This window comes from Blautia faecis (assembly GCF_027662325.1).
Classification (GTDB): domain Bacteria; phylum Bacillota; class Clostridia; order Lachnospirales; family Lachnospiraceae; genus Blautia_A; species Blautia_A faecis.
Window position 1 is genome coordinate 44,813 of the sequence record NZ_JAQDKY010000021.1, and the last position, 21,709, is coordinate 66,521.

At 44.0% G+C, this 21,709-nt stretch carries 13 protein-coding genes; 3 read left to right on the forward strand and 10 right to left on the reverse strand.

Features of this window, described 5'->3' with window-relative positions; genetic code table 11:
* Nucleotides 1-9: 9 nt before the first annotated feature.
* The 5 genes from PGQ38_RS11060 to PGQ38_RS11080 form a co-directional block, all read right to left on the reverse strand.
* The gene (locus PGQ38_RS11060) at nt 10-1,548 is read right to left on the reverse strand and encodes a sugar ABC transporter ATP-binding protein (protein WP_270431720.1); all 1,539 of its coding nucleotides are present in this window, start codon (nt 1,546-1,548) and stop codon (nt 10-12) included.
* Nucleotides 1,549-1,562: 14 nt separating this feature from the next.
* Complete coding sequence (locus PGQ38_RS11065) at nt 1,563-2,150, reverse strand: DUF2291 family protein (RefSeq protein WP_173718359.1); 588 nt, start codon at nt 2,148-2,150, stop codon at nt 1,563-1,565.
* Between the two features lie 173 nt (nt 2,151-2,323).
* Nucleotides 2,324-3,307, reverse strand: coding sequence for a D-ribose ABC transporter substrate-binding protein (locus PGQ38_RS11070; RefSeq protein ID WP_118582021.1), 984 nt, complete (start codon nt 3,305-3,307; stop codon nt 2,324-2,326).
* Between the two features lie 428 nt (nt 3,308-3,735).
* Nucleotides 3,736-4,626, reverse strand: coding sequence for a ribokinase (locus tag PGQ38_RS11075; protein WP_187565813.1), 891 nt, complete (start codon nt 4,624-4,626; stop codon nt 3,736-3,738).
* A 169-nt stretch (nt 4,627-4,795) separates the two neighbouring features.
* A complete protein-coding gene (locus PGQ38_RS11080; RefSeq protein WP_195478099.1) occupies nt 4,796-5,434 on the reverse strand; it encodes a Crp/Fnr family transcriptional regulator in 639 nt (212 codons plus the stop codon).
* A 221-nt stretch (nt 5,435-5,655) separates the two neighbouring features.
* Here PGQ38_RS11080 and PGQ38_RS11085 point away from each other — a divergent pair, with 221 nt between their 5' ends.
* Entirely contained in the window at nt 5,656-7,446 is a 1,791-nt protein-coding gene (locus tag PGQ38_RS11085; protein ID WP_270431726.1) for a flavin reductase, read from the forward strand.
* Nucleotides 7,447-7,503: 57 nt separating this feature from the next.
* Here PGQ38_RS11085 and PGQ38_RS11090 read toward each other — a convergent pair whose 3' ends face one another.
* Nucleotides 7,504-8,523, reverse strand: a complete 1,020-nt coding sequence (locus PGQ38_RS11090; RefSeq protein WP_270431729.1) for a U32 family peptidase — start codon at nt 8,521-8,523, stop codon at nt 7,504-7,506.
* A 99-nt stretch (nt 8,524-8,622) separates the two neighbouring features.
* The gene (locus PGQ38_RS11095; RefSeq protein ID WP_270431732.1) at nt 8,623-10,056 is read right to left on the reverse strand and encodes a hypothetical protein; all 1,434 of its coding nucleotides are present in this window, start codon (nt 10,054-10,056) and stop codon (nt 8,623-8,625) included.
* Nucleotides 10,057-10,213: 157 nt separating this feature from the next.
* On the opposite strand from PGQ38_RS11095, the gene PGQ38_RS11100 reads away from it, so the two are divergent.
* The gene (locus tag PGQ38_RS11100) at nt 10,214-12,130 is read left to right on the forward strand and encodes a sensor domain-containing diguanylate cyclase (protein WP_270431735.1); all 1,917 of its coding nucleotides are present in this window, start codon (nt 10,214-10,216) and stop codon (nt 12,128-12,130) included.
* A 1-nt stretch (nt 12,131) separates the two neighbouring features.
* Here the strand turns inward: PGQ38_RS11100 and PGQ38_RS11105 are convergent, their stop codons facing one another.
* Entirely contained in the window at nt 12,132-14,303 is a 2,172-nt protein-coding gene (locus PGQ38_RS11105) for an alpha-galactosidase (RefSeq protein ID WP_270431738.1), read from the reverse strand.
* A gap of 170 nt (nt 14,304-14,473) precedes the next feature.
* Here PGQ38_RS11105 and PGQ38_RS11110 point away from each other — a divergent pair, with 170 nt between their 5' ends.
* Nucleotides 14,474-15,313, forward strand: a complete 840-nt coding sequence (locus PGQ38_RS11110; protein ID WP_270431740.1) for an AraC family transcriptional regulator — start codon at nt 14,474-14,476, stop codon at nt 15,311-15,313.
* 70 nt (nt 15,314-15,383) lie between these two features.
* On the opposite strand, the gene PGQ38_RS11115 is transcribed toward PGQ38_RS11110, so the two are convergent.
* The gene (locus PGQ38_RS11115) at nt 15,384-16,199 is read right to left on the reverse strand and encodes a hypothetical protein (protein ID WP_187565818.1); all 816 of its coding nucleotides are present in this window, start codon (nt 16,197-16,199) and stop codon (nt 15,384-15,386) included.
* 296 nt (nt 16,200-16,495) lie between these two features.
* Complete coding sequence (locus tag PGQ38_RS11120; protein ID WP_270431743.1) at nt 16,496-21,688, reverse strand: Cna B-type domain-containing protein; 5,193 nt, start codon at nt 21,686-21,688, stop codon at nt 16,496-16,498.
* Nucleotides 21,689-21,709 lie beyond the last annotated feature (21 nt).

The window sequence follows — 21,709 nt, forward strand, 5'->3', positions numbered from 1 at the left end:
CTCCCCGGCTTACGCATTTCTTCCGGTTCCAAGTCCGGCATAAGATGTACGTACAAGTGTGTCTTCTGTGATCTCATCTCCGGTCAACTCGCCGGTCTTTTTGCCATTTGACAATACAACGATCCTGTCTGCGATTGCCATGATCTCTTTCAGCTCAGATGAGATAACGATAATGGAAAGTCCTTTTTCCGCAAGGTCGTGAATGATCTCAAAGACCTCAGTCTTCGCACCGATATCAATACCACGGGAAGGCTCATCCAGAAGTAAGATCTTCGGCTTGGTCAAAAGTCCTTTGCCGATTACAACCTTCTGCTGGTTTCCACCGGACAGTGACAGGATTGGAAGTCTCTTGTCCGCCACTTTAATATGGATATCCTTGATCTGCTCGTCAACTGCCGCATTCTCTGCTTTCTCGTCAAGGAACAGACCTTTTACATAATCTTTCATAGAAGAAATAGCGGTATTCTTGCCGATGTCAAGAGTCTGGATCAGACCCTGGCTCTGACGATCCTCAGGTACAAGAGCAAAACCGTTTTTGATCTGGGCGGCAACATCTTTGATATTTAGCTTTTTGCCCTCATAGAGTACATCACCGGTGTGCTCCGGATGAAGTCCCATCAGGCACTCAAACAGCTCGCTTCGTCCAGCTCCCAGAAGTCCGTAAACACCAAGGACCTCGCCTTTTTTCAGATCCAGGCTTATATGGTCAAGAGTCCAGCCGCCGCCTTTTTTCGGAAGGCACATATCCTTAATTTCCAGCACCTTCGGCTGTTTGGAAAGGTCAATGCTTCTCTCAAACCGGTGATACTGGGTGTTCTTTCCAACCATATTCTCTACGATCCAGCTGAGCTCAATGTCCTTTACATCAGCATCTGCAACGTATTTTCCATCACGAAGAATGGTAACGTGATCGCCAATCTCCATGATTTCTTCCAGACGATGGGAAATATATACAATGGAAATTCCGGCTTCCAGAAGCTCTCTCATAATCTTGAAAAGTACCTTAACCTCTGCGGCAGAAAGAGAAGACGTAGGCTCATCCATGATCAGGACACGTAAGTCATCCTGGTTCAGGTTTCGTGCAATTTCCACCATCTGCTGCTGTCCTACACGAAGATCTCCGACCATGGTTTCCGGTGGAATTTCATGTTCCAGACGCTGCAGGATTTTTTTCGCACCCTCTGAATGGGCCTTGTCATCCAGGAAAAAGCCTTTCTTTTTCTCATGTCCCATAAAAATATTCTGGTAAACTGTCATATTCGGGAAAAGAGAAAGTTCCTGGTGGATGATTCCGATACCTTTTGCACGGGCTGCATTGGTATCCTTGAAGTAAACCTCCTGGCCGTCCATGTACATCTTACCTGCTGAAGGCTGCTCGATTCCGGCAATCATCTTCATCAGGGTGGATTTTCCGGCACCGTTCTCACCGATCAGAACGTTTACCTTTCCTTTCAGAAGATCGAAGGAAACCTGATCCAGAGCTTTGGTTCCGGGATAAATTTTATCAATTTTTTCACAATGGAGAACAACATTCGGATCATCAAACATAATGCTTCCTCCTTTTATTCAATCGTCAGCTCAACTGCTGTAACAGATACTGCATCTGTACCGGCTTCTGCGCCGCCTGTAAATGTAACAGTCTTGCCAACTACATTTTCGTCGATTCCAAGTGGGTCAATTACCTGTGCAAGCGCCTGCTTGTTCAGTTCTTTTCCATAGCTTGACCATTCCGTCTGGTTGGTAAAGCTTTCAAAATTCTTCAGAGACTGAAGGTCACGGATGGCGGTACTGGAGTTCGGTCCATCTGTCCGGACCTGAACCTCTGTAGTTCCGGTATATCCATCCAGTTCTACTATCAGATAATGTTTCGGGGTGTCTGTATTGTATTCTTTGATTTTTCCTGTGCCTTTTACTGCAATTGTTTCTGTAATGCCATCACCATTTAATAATTCAGAAAGATCCTGTGCCTTGTCGGAAATGTCCGCTACAACGGCTCCCCAGTCACCCTGGGACTCTGCTGCGGAATCAAATTCCTGTTTTCCTGTATAAGAAGCTTCTTCGCCAATGGGTACTACAGTTACAACACCACAGCCGGTAAAGGTTACTGCTGTACATGCGGCCAGAACTGCCAAAATTCTTCTGCTTTTCATAATCATCTCTCCCTGCTTTCTATTATAAAAGGCGGCGCTGGCGCACCGCCTTCCAAAGCGTGTTTAAAAAGACTTTCTGCAAAATATACCACAAAGCGGGGCATGCAGATTGTGCGAATAATTTTTCAAACACTCGTTCATTTTTTATAAAAATCTGTTTCCTGGCAGCCAGATTATTTAGCTTCTGGTTCTGTGTAAACAAATGCGTTCAGGCAATCTGTGTTGTCAGCTGTGATTGCTACACAAGGAACAAGCTGTTTCTCTTCTTCCGGAGCTGTACCGTTAAGGTAAGCGTCTGCCTGCTCAACTGCCATCTCAGTGATCAGAGCGATCTGCTGAAGAGCGGTACCAACCATGTCACCAGATTTGATGTAAGCGTTTGCTTCGTCAGATCCGTCAAGACCGATGATCTTAATGTCGTTACGGCCTGCATCCAGACAAGCCTGAACAGCACCACATGCCATTGTGTCATTACCGCAGATAATACCGGTGATCTCTGGATTGGACTGAAGGATTGCTTCTGTCTTTTCATAAGCTTCTGTCTGATCCCAGTTAGCGGACTGCTGAGCTACCATCTCAAGATCCTCATACTCATCAATTACAGAATGGTAGTTATCAGAACGAACCTGGCAGTTTGTATCGGATTCAAGTCCAAGGAGCTCTGCGTATTTGCCTTCGTAGTTCATAGCCTCAACCCATACTTCTGCGATTGCTGCTGCACCCTGTGCGTTATCTGCAACGATCTGTGCTACTGCAAGTCCGGACTGGTTGATTTCACGGTCGATAAGGAAAGTCGGGATTCCAGCGTCATATGCTTTCTGAACTGCTTCGATGGAAGCATCTGCACCAGCGTTATCGCAAATGATTGCTGCTGCGCCATCGTTGATAGCTGCTTCGAAAAGCTCAAGCTGTGTAGCAGCGTCGTCATCGTGGGAAGCACATTTTACTTCGTATCCAAGTTCTTCAGCTTTTTCTTTCGCAATTACCTGCTCTGTGTTGAAGAATGGGTTAGATGTGGAAGGTGTGATACAGTAAATGATCTTGCTTCCGCCGCCTGGAAGTAATTCTGCATTCTCTTCAGCCATTACCGGAACTGTCATTAAACCTCCAACCATCGCTGCTGTCATAGCCAATGCCATTGCTTTTCTTGCTTTCATAAATACGTCCTCCTTGAAATATAATTAAGATCTGTTTTTGTTCGGTTTTCTCTCCGAACTGTTGATAATTTGATTATAAACGTTTGCATAAATATTTCAATAATCTTTTTAGTTTTATGTGTTATTTTGTATGAATGCACAAGGTTTTTGTTGTGATTTTAGTAAGTTTTTACTATAAAATCTATGTATTCCCAACCATCCATTAGTGCATTTATGTAAACGTTTATATAAACATTTATAAGTAGTATGTAAAACATAATATAAATTTTGCGCGTTATGGAGACGGTTGCCAAGACTATCCAGAGCCAGGCAACAGCTCTGGTGAATAAGACCTGTTCTCTGCAAAAATAAGGCAGTCACCAAGGTCTCATGCAAACATGGACTTTGGTGACTGCCACACACAGATACACGCTTATGTAATTTGAAATCTACAACATTCCCAGATCTTTCTTCACTTCATCCGCTCTCGGAATGGACGGTGTAGCGCCTGGTCTTGAAACAGCAATGGAGGAGGCCTTTGCAGCCATTCTCAGCGCCTCCTGGATGGATCTGCCCTCGATGACTGCTGCAATGAAATATCCTGTAAATGTATCACCAGCTGCTGTGGTATCCACAGCTTTTACCTTGAAAATATCCTGGAAAACTTTTTCTTTTCCATCGTAATAAACAGCGCCGTCACTTCCAAGTGTAAGCACGAAACGTGCATTAGGAAATTTCGCAGCCATGGCATCCAGGATCTGATCTTTATCCTTGCAGCCAGTGATCTGTTCACCTTCAATTTCGTTTACGAGAAACAGATAAACCTTACTGAGATCACAGGTGCTCAGCTTGTCATCAAAAGGTGACGGATTCATAACAATCTTCATCTTTTTCTCATAAGCCTGGTCAATAATGTAGTCCAGCATATTAATCTCATTCTGCAGGATCAGATAGTCTCCCTCTCCAAAATCAGCAAGAACCTCATCTACAAATTCCTTTGTCTGCATCTGGTTGGTTCCACCGTATAAAATGATGCAGTTCTGGGCATTTTTGTCCACCTGGATCATGGTATGACCACCCTTTACCGGAAGTCTGCGGATATATTTGGTGTTTACACCAGCTTCCTTACAAGCATCCAACAGAATATCTCCATCTGTTCCCACGATTCCCGCATGATAAACCGGCACCCCAGCCTTCGCCAGTGCAATAGACTGGTTCAGTCCTTTTCCCCCGCTGAAAACTTCCAACTTGGAAGAATGCTGGGTTTCACCGCCTACAATGATGTGATCTACGGAATACACGTAGTCTACGTTTAATGAACCGTAATTTAGTACTTTCATGTAAAAACCTCCAATTTGTTTGTTCTCCCTCATGCCGCCACCCACAAACCTTTTCAGATGACAGCATCTATACTTCTATTATTATGTTGTACAAACTTCTTCTCGTCAACTACATTTTCCATCAGAATGTTACCGTTTACTGGTAAAAATTATATATCCCACTCTATTTTCAATCCAAAATCCGCAATTTCTTCCCATCCCGTTCTATAATCCCCTCATCTGCCAGGTTCTTCAGCTCCCGCATCATAGCACTGCGGTCTACACTAAGGTATTCGGCAAGAGTGGTGTAGGACATGGGCAAAATAACAGTTTTCGTCTGTTTTTCTGCGGCAATGGAATTTAAATAGGTCATGATCTTCTTTCGGATGCTGTTTCTTGACAGCACATAAATCCGACTGGCCTGCTGGCTGGCGCGCAGGGCAATCATCTGAAGCAGGTTGCTTACCAGCTGGCTGTGGAATTTACAGGCATTTTCGCAGCGTTTAATAACATGTTCATAGGCGATAAACAGCACTCTTGTTTCGGATTTTGCACAGACGTAATAGTGCTGGGATTCTTCAGGTAAAAGGAATGGTTCGCCGAAAACACTATCCTTTTTCAGGTTATCTATCATATATTGATTTCCATCTTCATCAATGCAATAAAGAACTGCCTGACCTTCCAGGATCAAACCTATTTTTTTCATGGAACTGGAATATTCCATCACAGTCTCATTATTCCGATAGACTGCTTCATGCATATCGAAACAGATGCGCATACGTTCCTGTTCTTCAGGAGTTATGTATGAAAAAAGTGTCACTGGTGTCATTTCTACAATCCCTTTCTATCAATTTATCCAGAACATGTTCAAAAAATAATTTCTTATATCTTACACCATTTTGTTGTATTTGCAACAGACTTTATTTCAAAATTTGGTTATACTAAAGCCATGTTAAAGAAATAACAAAGCAGTAAAAAATACATAGTTCCCTCAAAAATCACAAACAATTACATCAATAACAATATCTCATAAAAAGGAGACGAACCTCTATGAAAATTACAGACACCATCCGCTACGCAGGCGTAAACGACCATCAGATAGACCTTTTCGAAGGTCAGTACAAAGTACCGAACGGTATGGCATATAATTCCTATGTGATCCTGGATGAAAAAATCGCAGTCATGGATACTGTAGATGCAAATTTCACTCACGAATGGCTGGATAATCTGGACCGCATTCTGGAAGGCCGCAAACCGGACTACCTGATTGTACAGCACATGGAGCCGGACCACGCAGCAAATGTGGCAAACTTCCTGAAGGTTTATCCGGAAACCACCATCGTAGCCAACGCGAAAACCTTCACTATGATCCAGAACTTCTTCGGTCTCGACCTGGAAGGACAGAAGATGGAGGTTACAAATGGCGGCACCCTCAACCTTGGAAACCACAACCTGACCTTTGTTTTCGCTCCCATGGTGCACTGGCCGGAAGTTATGGTAACCTATGACAGCACCGATAAAGTACTTTTCTCTGCAGATGGCTTCGGAAAATTCGGCGCACTGGATGTAGAAGAAGATTGGGACGATGAAGCTCGCAGATACTTTATTGGCATCGTTGGAAAATACGGACCACAGGTTCAGAAATTACTGAAAGTTGCCGCAGGCCTGGATATCCAGATCATTTGCCCTCTTCACGGACCTGTTCTTACAGAAAACCTTGGACATTACATTGGTCTTTACGATACATGGTCCTCTTACACACCAGAGACAGAAGGAATTGTCATCGCCTACACATCTGTATACGGTCATACAAAAGTGGCTGTAGAGCTGCTGGCTGACAAACTTCGCAGCAAGGGATGTCCCAAAGTTGTTGTATATGATCTTGCAAGAGATGACATGTCACAGGCTCTGTCCGACGCATTCCGCTACAGTAAGCTGGTTCTTGCTACCACAACCTATAATGCAAGCATTTATCCGTTCATGCACGACTATATCACCCGTCTGACCGAGCACAACTTCCAGAACCGCACCGTGGGCATCATCGAAAATGGTTCCTGGGCACCTCTGGCAGCAAAAATTATGAAAGAAATGCTTTCTGGCTGCAAGAAGATCAACTGGCTGGACACTACTGTAAAAGTGCTTTCTGCAGTAAACCAGGAAAACAAGGATCAGCTGGAAGCTATGGCAAGCGAACTTTGCAAAGAATACATTGCCCAGAATGATGAGCTGGCAAACAAAAATGACATGACAGCCCTTTTCAGAATCGGATACGGTCTTTATGTAGTTACCTCCAATGACGGCAAAAAAGACAACGGACTGATCGTCAACACTGTGACCCAGCTCACTGATACTCCAAACCGTATTGCGGTAAATATCAATAAGGCAAATTACTCCCACCATGTGATCAAACAGACCGGAGTTCTCAACGTAAACTGCCTGTCTGTAGATGCACCGTTCTCTGTATTCCAGCAGTTTGGTTTCCAGACCGGACGCAGCGTAGATAAATTTGCAGGTCAGAAGGTCTACCGTTCCGATAATGGACTGGTATTCCTGGACAAATATATTAATGCATTTATGTCTCTGAAGGTTGAACAATATGTAGACCTTGGTACCCATGGAATGTTCATCTGCAGCGTCACCGAAGCCCGCGTCATGAACGATCTTGACACCATGACTTACACCTACTATCAGAAAAATGTAAAACCGAAGCCAGAAACCGATGGCAAAAAAGGCTTCGTCTGCAAAGTATGCGGCTACATCTACGAAGGTGACGAGCTCCCGGATGACTTCATCTGCCCGCTGTGCAAACATGGAGCTGCAGATTTCGAGCCCATCGGATAAAAAACAACCAGATAAATTTCTCAAGGCAGCGCAGGATCCAGATCCTGTGCTGCCTGATTACCGGTAATAGCAATTCCTGCTGCACCCTCTGGGGAAAATCTGCAATTTCAATTTTCGCCGAAACTCCATTTCGTCAGCGGATTCTTTCAATATATTCAACGCCATTCGAAGATTTCGAATATCTTTTTCCATGTAATCCGTATAATTTCCACGGCCAACCAGCTTCAAGTGCGTAATTCCGGCTTGCTTTAACTGATAAAGTGCACATAGACCACAGCCAGTTTCACCGCAAAGATAACCTGCAGAATCATAGGAAAAATCATGTAAACTGTGAAAATCATCAGGAACAAAGCCGTCTGGCAGCAAATGCCCTCCGTTTATTTCCTGATTGAAGATTTCAGAACCGGCATTCCCTGTTTTTAAGGTTCCGATCTGATAGGGCACTTTACAAAGATACCCCATCTCATCGCAATGCAAAGAATTACAAAATGCACCTGTAAACTGGCACATTTCATTCAATACAAAGGCCTCAAATTCCGGAACTCCTTCTGTTCCATCCTTTTTTCCACATTTATCAACAACCGCTTTCATATCTTCGAATGTATTTTTCCTGTGAAAAATCACACGTTTCAATCTCATTTTTGCTAATGAAGCCACCATCTGGCTGTTAATTTCTCCACATTCTCCACTGAGATGGATTTCGCAGTTTATGCCATTTTCACGTAAATATACCATCAACGCCGGGTCTGCAATAATATAACTGTGAAAACCGATTTTTATACACTGGCTTATAATCCCGGCAATTTCTGGATATTGTTCCGGGATATAATACAGGGAATTGAAGGTAAGATGGACTGGTTTTTCGTACTTTTTCATCATCCCAGACAGGATTTCCAGCTCACTGAATGCACCAAGCTGTACGTTATAACAAAGTACTTCCCTGCGGTTTAAGGGCAGTACCGTTCCGTATTTTTGGGACCAGGAATAAGGAACATAACCACAGAAAAATTCATCTGCACCAGCCTCCGCGAACTTTATATATTCATCTATTGAGCCTAATCCTGCTACTATTTTCATCACTTATCTCCATAAATTCCAGCCTTGAGCAGCCATGTACTTCATCCTGAATAAACTATCGCTTCTGCCTCAACACGGGTATGTCACCTGCCGGCGGCATTACCATGCTCTTATTACAACCCGGTCCACACCGTTTTGGATATAATTCTTCAGTATTTCTTCCTCTTTCAATATCCTCATATCAATCCCAAACAACGAATTATACCGCCCTATCATATGCAAATGTTCCGGATACAAAAGTGCATATTCCGTACAATATCCCGGGCATTTTTTTGCAAGCTTTTGTCGTCCTCTCTCGCCTGTTTCACATACTGCACCAAGAGGACAATACTGTGATGTATTGGTCTGATAGAACGGAATATGCAGGCTGTTTTTTCCAGGTGGAATCTGCTGTTCGTAACCGCAGGATTCCCATTCAAAGCGTTGGATTCCATATTCTCTTTCCAGAAAATTACGGTAAAATCCAGCATTCAGGCTGTTCCTCTCAAACCATTTCTGTTCTCCTTTTTTGAACGGAATCCGAGGGTCTTTTCTGCGTTTATTTAACAAAATTCCAAGGCTGGGAATCAGATTCCTTCTGCTTTTTTTTACTAAAGAAGCCATTCCCCAGTCATTTACAACAATCTCTACAGACTGCCTTTTTTCTTCACACCACCGGTTAATTTCATCAAGCAATTCTGTTATATAATCCAGCATATATTCCCGGATATAAGAAAAAACAAGTGTGATTTCCACCTGTTCTGCCGCTGCTTTTTCTATTATTTCAAACAACAATTTACGTTCCGGAAACAGAAGATGACAGAACTGATTTCCAATATAAAGGTGATCCGGTACTCTATGTTCCAGAATAATGCTGCCGCAGATACCGATACATTTTCCGGCATACTTTTTGGAAAATTCTGTCAGGGAACTATTCAAATATTCCTGATACAATTCCGGGCGATCTATCTCCAGCGCCAGCTCCGTAACACCTGATTCAAGCGGTACCTGGCACTTATACCCAGGCTTAAAGCCAGTTCCGTACTGAGAACAATTATCAGTTAAATCTATACGTTTCCCATTATAAGCGGACTCCAATCCATCTGGCGTAAGCTCTCTCCGCCATATTCCCACCTGCTCTTCCAGACTGCCACGCTTGACCTCATCCAGTTCCCCCGGATACCCTGTCAGGCTTTTCGCCAACGCGCTGTCGTCCTCTTCCAGCTTCAGATGAATGTAGTGATTATACTGATAAAGAAGCCTCTGAACCGCCTCTGCATACGCTTTCTGCTTCACCGTCACCTTATATTTCACATAAAATCCGGAGAGTTCTGCGTCCTCCATATCAAACCTTTGTATATCGTATTCTGAAATTTCCAATTCACGGTAACACCCATTCTTTATATCATAAAAGCACACCTTCAAAGCTTCTGAATCAGAGATATTTTCTTCTATTGTCCGAAAACAAAATCCACTCTCATCAACCTCTGTAATCCGAACCTCCCGTCCCCCCACACCCCCGGCAAGAAGCCCGAAAGGAATCATTGAAACCATTGCAATCACACCCTGTTCCGTCTACGAATACTGCAAGTATATCTCAGAACATATAAAAAAACAATCTTTCCGGTTTATAAACTTTTTCGCCTTTTTTTCTTCACAAAAGAATGATAAAATTAACTTAACGACTATGAAAAGGAGGAGCATTTCTATCATGAAACAAAACATCAAACGTTTACTCCCCGTATCAATCGTAATAGGAATTACCATTATTGTTTCGATTTTTCTGTATCATAAAGTCATGGAGCGTGAAGAGGAGCGCTGCTGGCAGATACTTAGCGATTCGGCAAAAACGATTTCGGCGGAAATCCAGATGAAATTTCAAGACAACATCACCACCCTTGGCCTGGCCGCCAATGCCATGGTGGAGGAGAATAAACTTGAGCCGGAACAGATTGCATCTGTTCACCTCGATGCATTTGCAAAAAATACAATATTCTCCAGAATTGATGTCCTCTATCCAGACAACACGATTTTGTATGAAGACGGACACCTGAAACACCTGCGGCAGGACTTAGATTTCAATGCTATTGCAGCGCTTGGCGAACACATTTCCCACAGACTGACAGACTCTGAAACAGGAAATGAATCGTTTTACTATTATATGCCCGTTATAAAAAGCGGCGAGATCAAAGCAATCCTTACCGGTGTAATCGACACTACTGTTCTCGCAGACGTATTCCAGATCTCTTTTTATGACGGTCATGCTGCCATATGTCTTGTAGACAGCGCTGATGGAAATTATGCTTTAGACACCCGGTATTCCACCCTTGGAAATGCCTACGATACGCCTGGTCCCGCCTTGCTGAAGGGCTATGAAAATATTGATCTGAAAAGCGAAGTGAAATCTCTGGAAACCGGTGTTATCGCTTTTGAATCAAGCATCAATGGAAAAGACAATTATATGCACTATTCTCCTGTTGGTATGTTTGACTGGGAGCTGCTGGTTATCGCACAGGAGGATGTAGTTTTTTCCAGTCTTCTGTATCTGAAAAAACTGATGATTCTCGCCGGAATTATTGAATTTCTGCTGCTAGGCCTCTATATTGCATGGAATTTTTACACAGTTGAACAGCTTGCCAAAAGTGAAAAAAGGACTCAGGAACAGCTGAAAAATTCCAACACTCTGATCCAGTGTGTAACAGAACTTTCTTCGGATAAGGATATTAATATTTCTATCCAGAATCTGCTGGGAATTATCACTCAGTATTTTGATTCAGACCGCACGTATATTTTTGAACTTAATCCTGAAAAAACCATGTTGAGAAATACATATGAATATGTAAAAGGCGGAGTAAGCGTCCAAATTGACAATCTTCAGGAAGTGCCAATCACTGTTTTACCCAAATGGATGGAAAGCTTTCTGAAATTCAAGCCTTATTATATTTCTAATCTGGAACAGGAAAGAGGTTTTGAATCCTACAACATGCTCAAAGAACAGGATGTAAACCGGCTGATTGCTGTACCTCTTGGCAAAAGGGGTGACGTGATTGGATTCGTAGGTGTTGATAATCCGCGGCAGTTTTACAACGATGCCACCCTGCTTTCCTCCATTCAGTTCTTTCTCACCAACAGTCTGGCAACCAAGAAGCAGCAGGAACAGCTCCAGTATATGAGCTACCGCGACATGCTGACATTCCTGTTCAATCGCAATAAATATATTGAAGTCCTTGACTCTCATCAGGGAAAAATCCTTGAAAATGTGGGCACTGCTTATATCGACCTGAATGGGCTAAAACAGATTAATGACAGCCATGGTCATGAAGCTGGAGATGCCTTTATACAAAATGCTGCCAAAATACTTTCCAGTATTTTTCCCGACAAAGTTTATCGGATTGGCGGCGATGAATTTGTGATCATTCAAAGCAGTATCGGGGAGCTGGAATTTCATAACAGAATAAACAGATTGCAGGAATATATGAAACAGGATCAGATCAGTATCTCCATTGGATTTCTCTGGAAAGCTTCCTGTGAAAATCTGGAAGATATGCTGAAAGAAGCTGATCACAGAATGTATGAAGCGAAAAAAACTTACTATCAGACTGCAGACAGGCGAACCCATAATCATTGAATTATCTGCAGTCTGCACGCTCCAGTTCTATCTGGTATGCTTCATATTCGCTCACCGCAGCAGGAAGCAGTATTCCAGCCTCCATAAGTGCAACTCCCGGATATACTTTTCCGGTAGTTTTTTCCCGATAAAAAGCATCCTCTTCCATTCCTTTTAAGGTAACGTATGCTGCCGGCGGATTAGCCTCTGCTGTAAGTCTTATCACACTTACCAGTGCCTTGGATCTGTCATCTGATACCACCATCCAGGCCGCAAAATTATCCTGGAAAGGATTGGAAAGACGGTAATAATCTCCTTCACGGATCAATTCCTGATACTCCCTGTATTGGGCAAGTTGGGCACGGATTTCTGCTTTTTCCTTTGCATTTAAAAGTGCGGGATTCAGTTCATAGCCAAAGGTTCCAGACATAGCTGCAACGCCTCTTGTATGCATACTGGTCACTCTTCCGGTCTGATGGTTTGGCACTGCTGACACATGGGAACCCATTGCTGCTACCGGATAAAAGAAGGAGGTTCCATATTGAATCCGTGTACGATTAATAGCATCTGTGTTGTCACTGCACCAGATCTGAGGCGTATAATACAGCATTCCGGCATCAAATCTTCCGCCGCCTCCGCTGCAGCCTTCAATAAGAATATCCGGATAACGGTTCGTAAGTTTTTCCAGGAAATCGTACACCCCAAGAACATAATCATAGGTCACGTTTGGTGCATAAATATCTGCCAGGCTGCGGTTCATATCCCATTTAATGTACTCCACATTTCCCTGATCCAGAACTGCGCAGATGCGTTTAAATATCTCATCACGTACTTCTTTTCTGGAAAAATCAAGGACCAGCTGGTTTCTGGAACGGACAGGCTTGCGGCCTGGAATTGTGATTGCCCAGTCCGGATGTTCCCTGTAAAGATCACTGTCCTCACTGACCATTTCAGGCTCAATCCAGATACCGAATTTCACGCCTTCTGCGTTTACTCTTTCGATTAATTTCGTCAGAGTTCCGCCTAATTTTTCCTCGTTCACATACCAGTCGCCGAGAGAAGAATTGTCGTCATTTCGCTTTCCGAACCATCCATCATCCATAACCACCATATCGATTCCAAGCGCTTTTGCCTCCTTTGCAAGCTCTACGATGGTGTCTCCGGTGAAATCAAAATATGCGGCTTCCCAGCTGTTGATCAGGACAGGACGATTTGCATGGACGTATTTTCCCTGGCAGATATGATTCATAATGCAGTGATGGTACTGCTGGGAAAGCCTGGAAAGACCTTTGTTTGTGTAGGATAAAATAACCTCTGGCGCGGTAAATTCAGCTCCGGCTTCCAGGGGATATGCAAACAGTTCATCAGTCAGACCCATCTGGATTCTGGTCTGACCATACTGGTCCTTTTCTGCTTCTACAAGGAAGTTTCCACTGTATACAAACAGCATTCCGTAGCAGCTTCCGCTGTCTTCATTTGTGTTTTTTCCTGCAAGGATTACCCCTGGATTATACTGGTGGCTGGAGGTTCCACGGCGGCTGCCAATTCGGGTGCTTTCATGGGAAACCGGCATTCTTTCCATGTTTCTTTCCATAGCATGTCTGCCATAAAATTTGATCAGATCATAGTCTCCGTGAAGGAAATCCAGGCATGCAGACTGGGCTTTTTTTACTGTTACAGGGGCTTTTCCAGCATTCTTAATTATCACACTTCTGGTGATAATATCTTCTTTTTCCAGTACTCCGTAGAGCAGATGAAGCTCTACTTTTGTAACAGAATCTTCCAGTATAATCTTCAAAGTTTCCGCTTCATTTTCTTCTGCACGGACGAATGGAAGACCTTTCAGAGTGTATTTTCCAGCCGCAATTTCATGTGTTATGTAAACCGGATTGCAGCACTGGGAACCATCTGCATTCTCTATATTTAACGCATAATTTCGGAAATCTCCTGTGCCAAGTGATGGATATTCCTGTGGCAATGCATCTAGAGAATAGGTTCTGTCGCTGCCTGCTGAATTCGGATTTCCAGAAAAGCCACGGTCTCCATAATTCAGAAGATAGTCCATTTCTCCTGCAGTTCTGGCACCATAATACAGGTGCAAAAGGTACCCTTGAGCATCCGCCTGCATCTGATAGGTAGTGTGGGCAGTGGTGAGGGTAAAGATCCGGGTTGTTTCGTTGAAGGTGATTGCCATGAGTGGGGCCTCCTTTTTCTATGATGTATTAAGTATAGCATACCAAAATCAACACTTAAATAGCTTAATTTTTCTTATTTTATGCCTTTATGATGGTTTTTTATGGTATAATGAAATATATTATCGCATTATGATATATTGTCAGCAAATGTAACAGGAGGATTCCGGATATGGATAACAACTTTCACATTTTTCCGAGCGAAACTTTCATTGATCTATGCCTTTACCAATATGGACATGAGAAGTGTACTCCCGGACATTTATTTGGTCCGGCAACGCGGAATCACTATCTTTTTCACTATGTTCTTTCCGGAACAGGCACCCTGATGGCCACGAATTCCAAGGGGCAGAATGTAAATTATCAGGTTCGGAGCGGACAGGGATTTATGATTTTTCCAGGACAGATCACCACTTATGTGGCAGATATTCAGGTACCATGGGAATACGTCTGGGTGGAGTTTGACGGGCTGCGTACCACAGAAATCCTCAACGTTTGTGGCTTTTCCAAGGATGCGCCAGTCTATATGGCCCACTCCAGGGAGGCACGAAAAAAGATGGTGGATGAACTGATTTACATTTCTCAGAATTCAGAGCAATCTCCTTTTCATCTGATGGGACATTTCTATCTTTTTGCGGATCTGCTTGCGCAATCTGTTGCCAGACCGCAGCCTGCCGCCACCAGTAAAATGAGTGATTATTATATAAAAGAGGCAATAAATTGTATCGAACAGAACTTCCAGAATGATATTTCTATTGAGGATGTGGCAGCTGTATGCGGTATTAACAGAAGCTATCTGGGACGAATTTTCCGCACCAGCACAGGACGCTCTCCACAGGAATTTCTCATTCATTACCGCATGACAAAAGCGGCGGAATTGCTGAAGCTGACCACATTATCTATAGGAGATATCGGCTCTGCCGTAGGCTACGAAAACGCCCTCCACTTCTCCCGGGCTTTTAAAAATGTGTATGGGGTTTCACCGCGGGCGTGGCGGGAGCAGCATAGATGAAATTTTGATTATACAAAAAGGACTTTCCGATTTCTCAGAAAGTCCTGTATCTGCTTGCGGTTATTGAATTTTAGAAGTTAAATCCTACGGATTTCAGTGTTCCGTCTGCGGACTGTGCGGTTACGTCCTGGGCAACTACGCCAGCTTCTGTCTCCTGGATGTGGAGGGCGCTCTGGGTTTCGTTTTCCTCTGATGCAACATTTTTGAATTCCATATTAATTACGACTGCTTCGTCTGGAACTTCGATCTCAACACCATCTGCGATGAAGGTTACGTCGTAGAAAGTGTACTCGTCGTCTTCTGTTGTTCCAAGGTCTCTGATGGAAGCCTGTTTTGCTTCTTCATATTTCTCACTGCCAACTTCAAGCTTTACAGCGTTCATTTCAGCGTTTTCTGGAAGAGCTGTCTCATCAAACACTTTTGCAGTGATAATGACTTCTTCGTTCTCGAAACGGAAATCGGAATCTACGGTAGTTTCTACTGCATCTCCAACTTCACCGGTTCCATCGGTAAACTCAGCTGGATCAGCTTCTGCAGAGCTATCTGTGAATCCATCAACAAAAGCGGCTTCTTCAGCAGATTCCCCGGTCTGGAACTCATCCTGAGATTCTTCTGCCTGAGGCTCTTCTACCTGAACTTCCTCGGTCTGTGCAACCTCCGGCTGAACCTCTGTCTGAGTCTGCTCTGGCTGAACCTCCTCAGTCTGTGCAGCTTCCGGCTGAACTTCTTCCACATATACAGCTTCATCACCTGTAGTAAAAGCATCCATCTCTGCAAGTGCCTCCGCATCTGTAAATCCTTCTGCGGAAACTACTGTATATCCTGTCACCAGCATTGTCGCTGAAATCATAACTGCCATTGCTTTTTTTAATGTATTCTTTCTCATAATGGAAACCTCCTGAAATCTATAAAGTCATTCCCAAATGTAATATCCTTTAATTTGACTTCATTATACCAGTAGGGCTGTTTCGTCAACTCTTTCTTCGGGATGTTTTTCCACTTTTCAGGAAAGTTTTTTTACTTTTTTGCAAAACCAGAACCACAGGGCTGTTCTGTGGTTTTCCTTAATTGAGCAGGAAGCTAAAGTGAATCTGCAAAAAGGCGATCCGCTTTGTGTGCGGACCGCCTTCGTTTGTACTTACTTTGTTATGGTTCCAATCTGGTCAGAAACCTTGTTTTGCTTTACTGTCTTTTGTTTCTTCTGCGGCGTCTTTCAGTCTCGGCTGCAAGCATTGCAGCTGCAAGAAGAAGCATCAGATAAGTTCCGATCGGGGTATCATCTCCGGTCTTCGGTGATTTGCCTCCGCCGTAGCCGCCGGAATGATCTTCGGAGCCACCGCTATTTCCACCATCGGAAGAAGGAGTAGGTGTTGGTGTTGGTGTTTCTGTTACTGTGCTTTCTTCCTGGTTGGTGATGACAACTTCTGCTGTCATATTCGTTTCATCAAATGTAACAGAATCTGCACTTACGGTAACTTTATATCCAAAGCCTTCGGAGCCTGCAATTGGTTTTCCGTTGGAATCAGTTTCCGTTACATACAGGGTTACCTTTGCTCCTGACTGGGCAAGACCAACATTGATGATCTCACTTACTTCATAGCCACCGTCCATATCAAGCTTGATAATGTTCTGCTCAACCTGCTGGGAAAGCTGTGTATGAGCTGCATCATCAAAGATACCTGCATAGAATACCTCGTTGCTGTTTCTGGTGCCTCCATCTGCACCAAGAACCTTCTTGGTAATTGTCAGCTGACCCTGTTTGTAGAATCCATCTGGCGGGAAGCTGCTGAACACGTTTTCAAAGGAAACGGTTGTTGTTCCATCGGCTTCGGTTACTGTTGTGGAGTTACCATTGCCAAATACAGCTTCATAAACAGTTCCATCTGCAAGAGCGCCGATCGTCTGAGAAGTTCCATCCTGTGTACACTCTGCAATGTAGTATGTCTTGCCTGCCTTAATATTCTCTGAGAATACTACGGTGGAAGCATCTGCATTCTTGAATACAAGAGCTTTCACATCAGAAACTCTCTGTGTGCATTCTTTATCAGAATACAGGGCTACATAGAAGGTCTGATTTCTTGCTGCCAGACCTTCACCAATATAGGTAAGTTTCTTTGTCACTGCAATAGATGCTGAGGTTGCCAGTTTATCCTGTACAAGTAAAACACCATCCTTGGAAACAGCTGTTGTTTTTTCTGCATCTACTGTTCCGTCTTCTTTCAGAACAAAAGTAGTGTCGCTTGTAAGTAAATATCCGTCTGGAGCTACAGTCTCACGAAGAGTGTAAATCTTACCGGTTTTCAGTTTCTCGGTAACATGAGCTTCCTTGGTGGAATCCCACTCGTCTACTACGTTTCCATCCTGGTCAATGATCTGGATGTGAGCACCTTCCAGCTCTTTCCCATCGGAAATATCTACTTTGCTTACTTTTACAGAAGTTCTGCTGTCTTCTACCAGAAGGGTTCCATTATCTGATATGGTTGTTGTGGTAGTATCTTTGTTAACGGTTCCATCCTCTTTCAGGGTAAAGGTGGTATCGCTGGTCAAAGTATATCCCTCTGGTGCTACAGTCTCGCGAAGGGTATAGGTTTCGCCAGGCTTCAGGCCAGTTACTTCGTGAGCTTCCCATGTGGAATCCCACTCTTCTACTACATTTCCATCCTTGTCGATCACCTGGATATGAGCACCTGCCAGTTCTTTCTGGTCGGTGATGTCTACCTTGCTGATCTTCACGGAGGTAATGGTGTTGGTAATGATAAAGCCTTCTTCTGCATTTCCGGTTACTGTGGAAATGTAACCAGCTGCTTTTCCAGTCTCTTCTACGGTATAGGCAATGTCCTTACCGGCTTTCTTCTGGTCAAGGTCAGACCATGTGTAGGTCCAGTTGTTCTCTGCATTCAGGGTAATTTCCTCGCCGCTGTTTTCTCCATCGGCTTTCAGCTGAACCTTGATTTCCTTCGGTCTGTGACCGCCGCGGTCATCGTTATCAGCCCATGACTTGGTAACTGTGACGCTGGTCTTTTCTGGTGCATAGCTATTGGTGATATCGTAGCCGGTGATCTCAGTTGTGTAATCTGCAACTGCATCCTCGGTTACCGTGTATACAATTTCTTTTCCAGCCTCATATTTCGGCAGTTTTTCGAAGCTGTAGGTCCAGTTTCCATTTTCGTCTGCGGTTACGGTCTGGCTGTCTTTCTCCTCGCCGTTTGCAAGAAGTCTTACAGTGATGCTCTCCGGACGTTTGCCATCCTGATTGTCGGCATCGTTCCAGGTCTTGGAGCCCTTCACCTCAGTTGTCTCGGTTGTGTAAGTGTTGGTGATGTTAAATCCGTCTACACTTGTTTCATAGCCTTCCACTGCTTCCTCGGTTACAGTGTAGGTAATTTCCTTGCCATTTGCATATTTCGGCAGGTCTTTAAAGGTGTAGGTCCAGTTTCCTGCTTCGTCTGCTTTTACAGTCTGCCTTGCTACGATCTCTCCGTTTGCAAGAAGGTTGACGATAATGCTCTCTGGACGCTTGCCATCCTGATTGTCTGCGTCATCCCAGGTCTTGGTTACGGTGATGGAAGTTGTTTCTGGAGCGTAGGTGTTAGTCAGAGTAGTTACAGTTCCGTTCTTGCTGTTGTCGGTAAGTTCGTAACCTTCTGGGAGAGTTTCCTCTGTCCAGGTGTACTCGATTGCTTTTCCGTCTGCTTTTTCCGGAAGGTCAGATATAGTCTGTTTCCAATTGTTCTCGACGCTCAGGGTAACGGTCTTTCCGGTTTCTTTACCGTCTGCAAGAAGACTTACGGTAATGCTCTCCGGACGTTTTCCATCCTGATTTTCAGCGTCGTTCCAGATCTTGGTTACTGTTGCACTGGTCTTTCCTGGAGTGTAGCTGTTGGTGATGTTGCTGCCATCGTAGGTTGTAGTGTAATCAGTTACTTCCTCCTCAGCTACGGTGTAGGTGATTTCCTGGCCATTTGCATATTTCGGCAGATCTTTGAAGGTGTAAGTCCAGTTTCCTGCTTCGTCTGCAGTTACGGCCTGGCGAGTTTTCTCTGTGCCATTTGCAAGAAGGATTACAGTGATGCTTTCCGGACGCTTGCCATCCTGGTTGTTTGCATCGTTCCAGGTCTTGGTTCCGGTAATCTCGGTGGTCTCTGGCTGATGAGTGTTAATGAAATTATAGCCATCACTCTCGGTTGTGTAGCCATCGACTGCATCCTCAGTTACGGTGTAAGTGATTTCCTGTCCGTTTGCATATTTCGGAAGGTCTGTGAAGCTGTAGCTCCAGTTTCCGTCTGCATCAGCACTTACACTCTGGCTCTTAAGCTTAGTTCCGTCTGCAAAAAGGTTTACGGTAATGCTCTCTGGACGTTTTCCATCCTGATTATCTGCATCTTTCCAGGTCTTGGTTCCGGTGATGGAAGTAAGCTCTGGAGTATGAGTGTTGGTCAGAGTGGTTACCGTTTCGTTCTTGGAAGTTCCTGTCAAGCTGTAGCCTTCTGGAACATTAACCTCGGTCCAGGTGTAGGTGATATACTCTCCATCTGCTTTTTCCGGAAGACCAGTTATCGTCTGTGTCCAGTTGTTCGCAGCAGTAAGAGTAACAGTTTTGTTAGTTGGCGTTCCATTTGCAAGGAGAGCTACGGTAATGCTCTCTGGACGAATGCCATCCTGGTTGTCAGCATCATCCCAGATCTTGGTTACAGACGCGCTGGTCTCACCTGGGGTGTAGCTGTTGGTGATGTTGTAATTATCATCAATAGTTGTTGTATAACCAGGTACGGTAAGCTCGCTTACCGTGTAGGTAATTTCCTGACCATTTGCATATTTCGGCAGATCGGTGAAGCTGTAGGTCCAGTTATCGTCAGCTGTTACGGTCTTGGTGTCTGTAATTATGCCATTTGCAAGAAGGTTGACGGTGATGCTCTTTGGACGTTTGCCATCCTGATTGTTGGAATCGTTCCAGGTTTTGGTTCCGGTGATGTCGAGGGTTGCTGGTTTATGAGTGTTGGTGATGTTGTAGCCGCTTACGCTTGTTTCATAACCAGCTACCGCATCCTCAGTTACTGTATAACTAATTTTTCCATTAACATCATACTGCGGCAGGTTCTTGAAGACATAGTTCCAATTTCCAGCCTCATCAGGAGTTACCACCTGACTTGCAGCTTCTGTTCCATTTGCAAAAAGTTTTACAGTGATACTTGCTGGTCTGATTCCGTCCTGGTTGTCTGCATCATTCCAGGTCTTAGAGCCGCTGATATCAATTACTCCTTTATAAATGTTTTCAAAAGCAATTGCATCAACAGTATCATCACCTTTCTTGATCGTCTTGCTTACCTTCAGTTTTCCGTTTCCTGCATCTGCTACAGTTACTTCAACAGTATACTCAGTAGTATCATAAGTAACTTCGGTATTCTCTCTCTGAACTTCTGATACTGTGTAAACATGAGTTCCAACATCTTTAAGAGTATAATTGAGCGGGCTGAATGCTACATTTCCATCTGCATCGTTGGAAACGGTCTGAATAGTCTCTCCGTTCTCGTCCTTCAGCACGAAGTTAAAGGCATCAGCTTCAAGAGCTTTGTTCTTCAGAGTCTTACTTGCCTCCAATGTCAGAGATCCCTTTGCGTCGTAGGTATTGGTAAATACGATTTCACCCTTGGGTTCTTCTCTTACAATATCCAGTTTTCCGTCTTTGCCCTCATTTACTGTTACAGTTACTATACGAGTTGCATTCGGATCGTTTGTTACACCTTCTGCGCTTCCAGTCTCGTGGATTGTGTAGGTGTAAGTATTTCCTACATCTGCAAGCGTATACTTGATAGTTCCAAAGCTCAGTGACTGACTGTTGCCACTTGTTGCATCTGTCTTTACAACGGTCTGTGCTGGCATTGGAGTGCCTTTATCAGCTGTTAATTTAAAGGTCCATTCATCTCCTGACTTGAACTCACGGCCGCTTAACACCTTGGTTACACCGAGAGTTGTTTCGCCATCGGCATACTTGTTGGTAAATGTCAGTCCAGCTCCAGTAACTTCCTGAGTTACGTTAAGAGTTCCGTCTCCTTTGTCTCTGACAGATACGGTTACAGTTCTTGCAGCAACTGGATCGTTTGTTACGTTTGCTACATTTCCAGACTCTGTGATGGTGTAAACGTAGTCCTTATTGACATCTGCAATAGTGTAGTGAATCTTGCCAAAGTCAAGGGTTGTGGATGTTCCACTGGTTGCAGTTGTAGTAACAACTGGGTGTTCTGGCATTGGAGCGTTCGCATCATCGCAAGTTACGGTGAATGTCCAGTTATCACCCTTCTGGAACTCACGACCACTCAGGGTCTTGGTTGCGGTCAGAGTTGTTTCTCCGGTTGCATTGTATTCATTAGTGAACACCAGGGCATCCAGGCTCTTGTC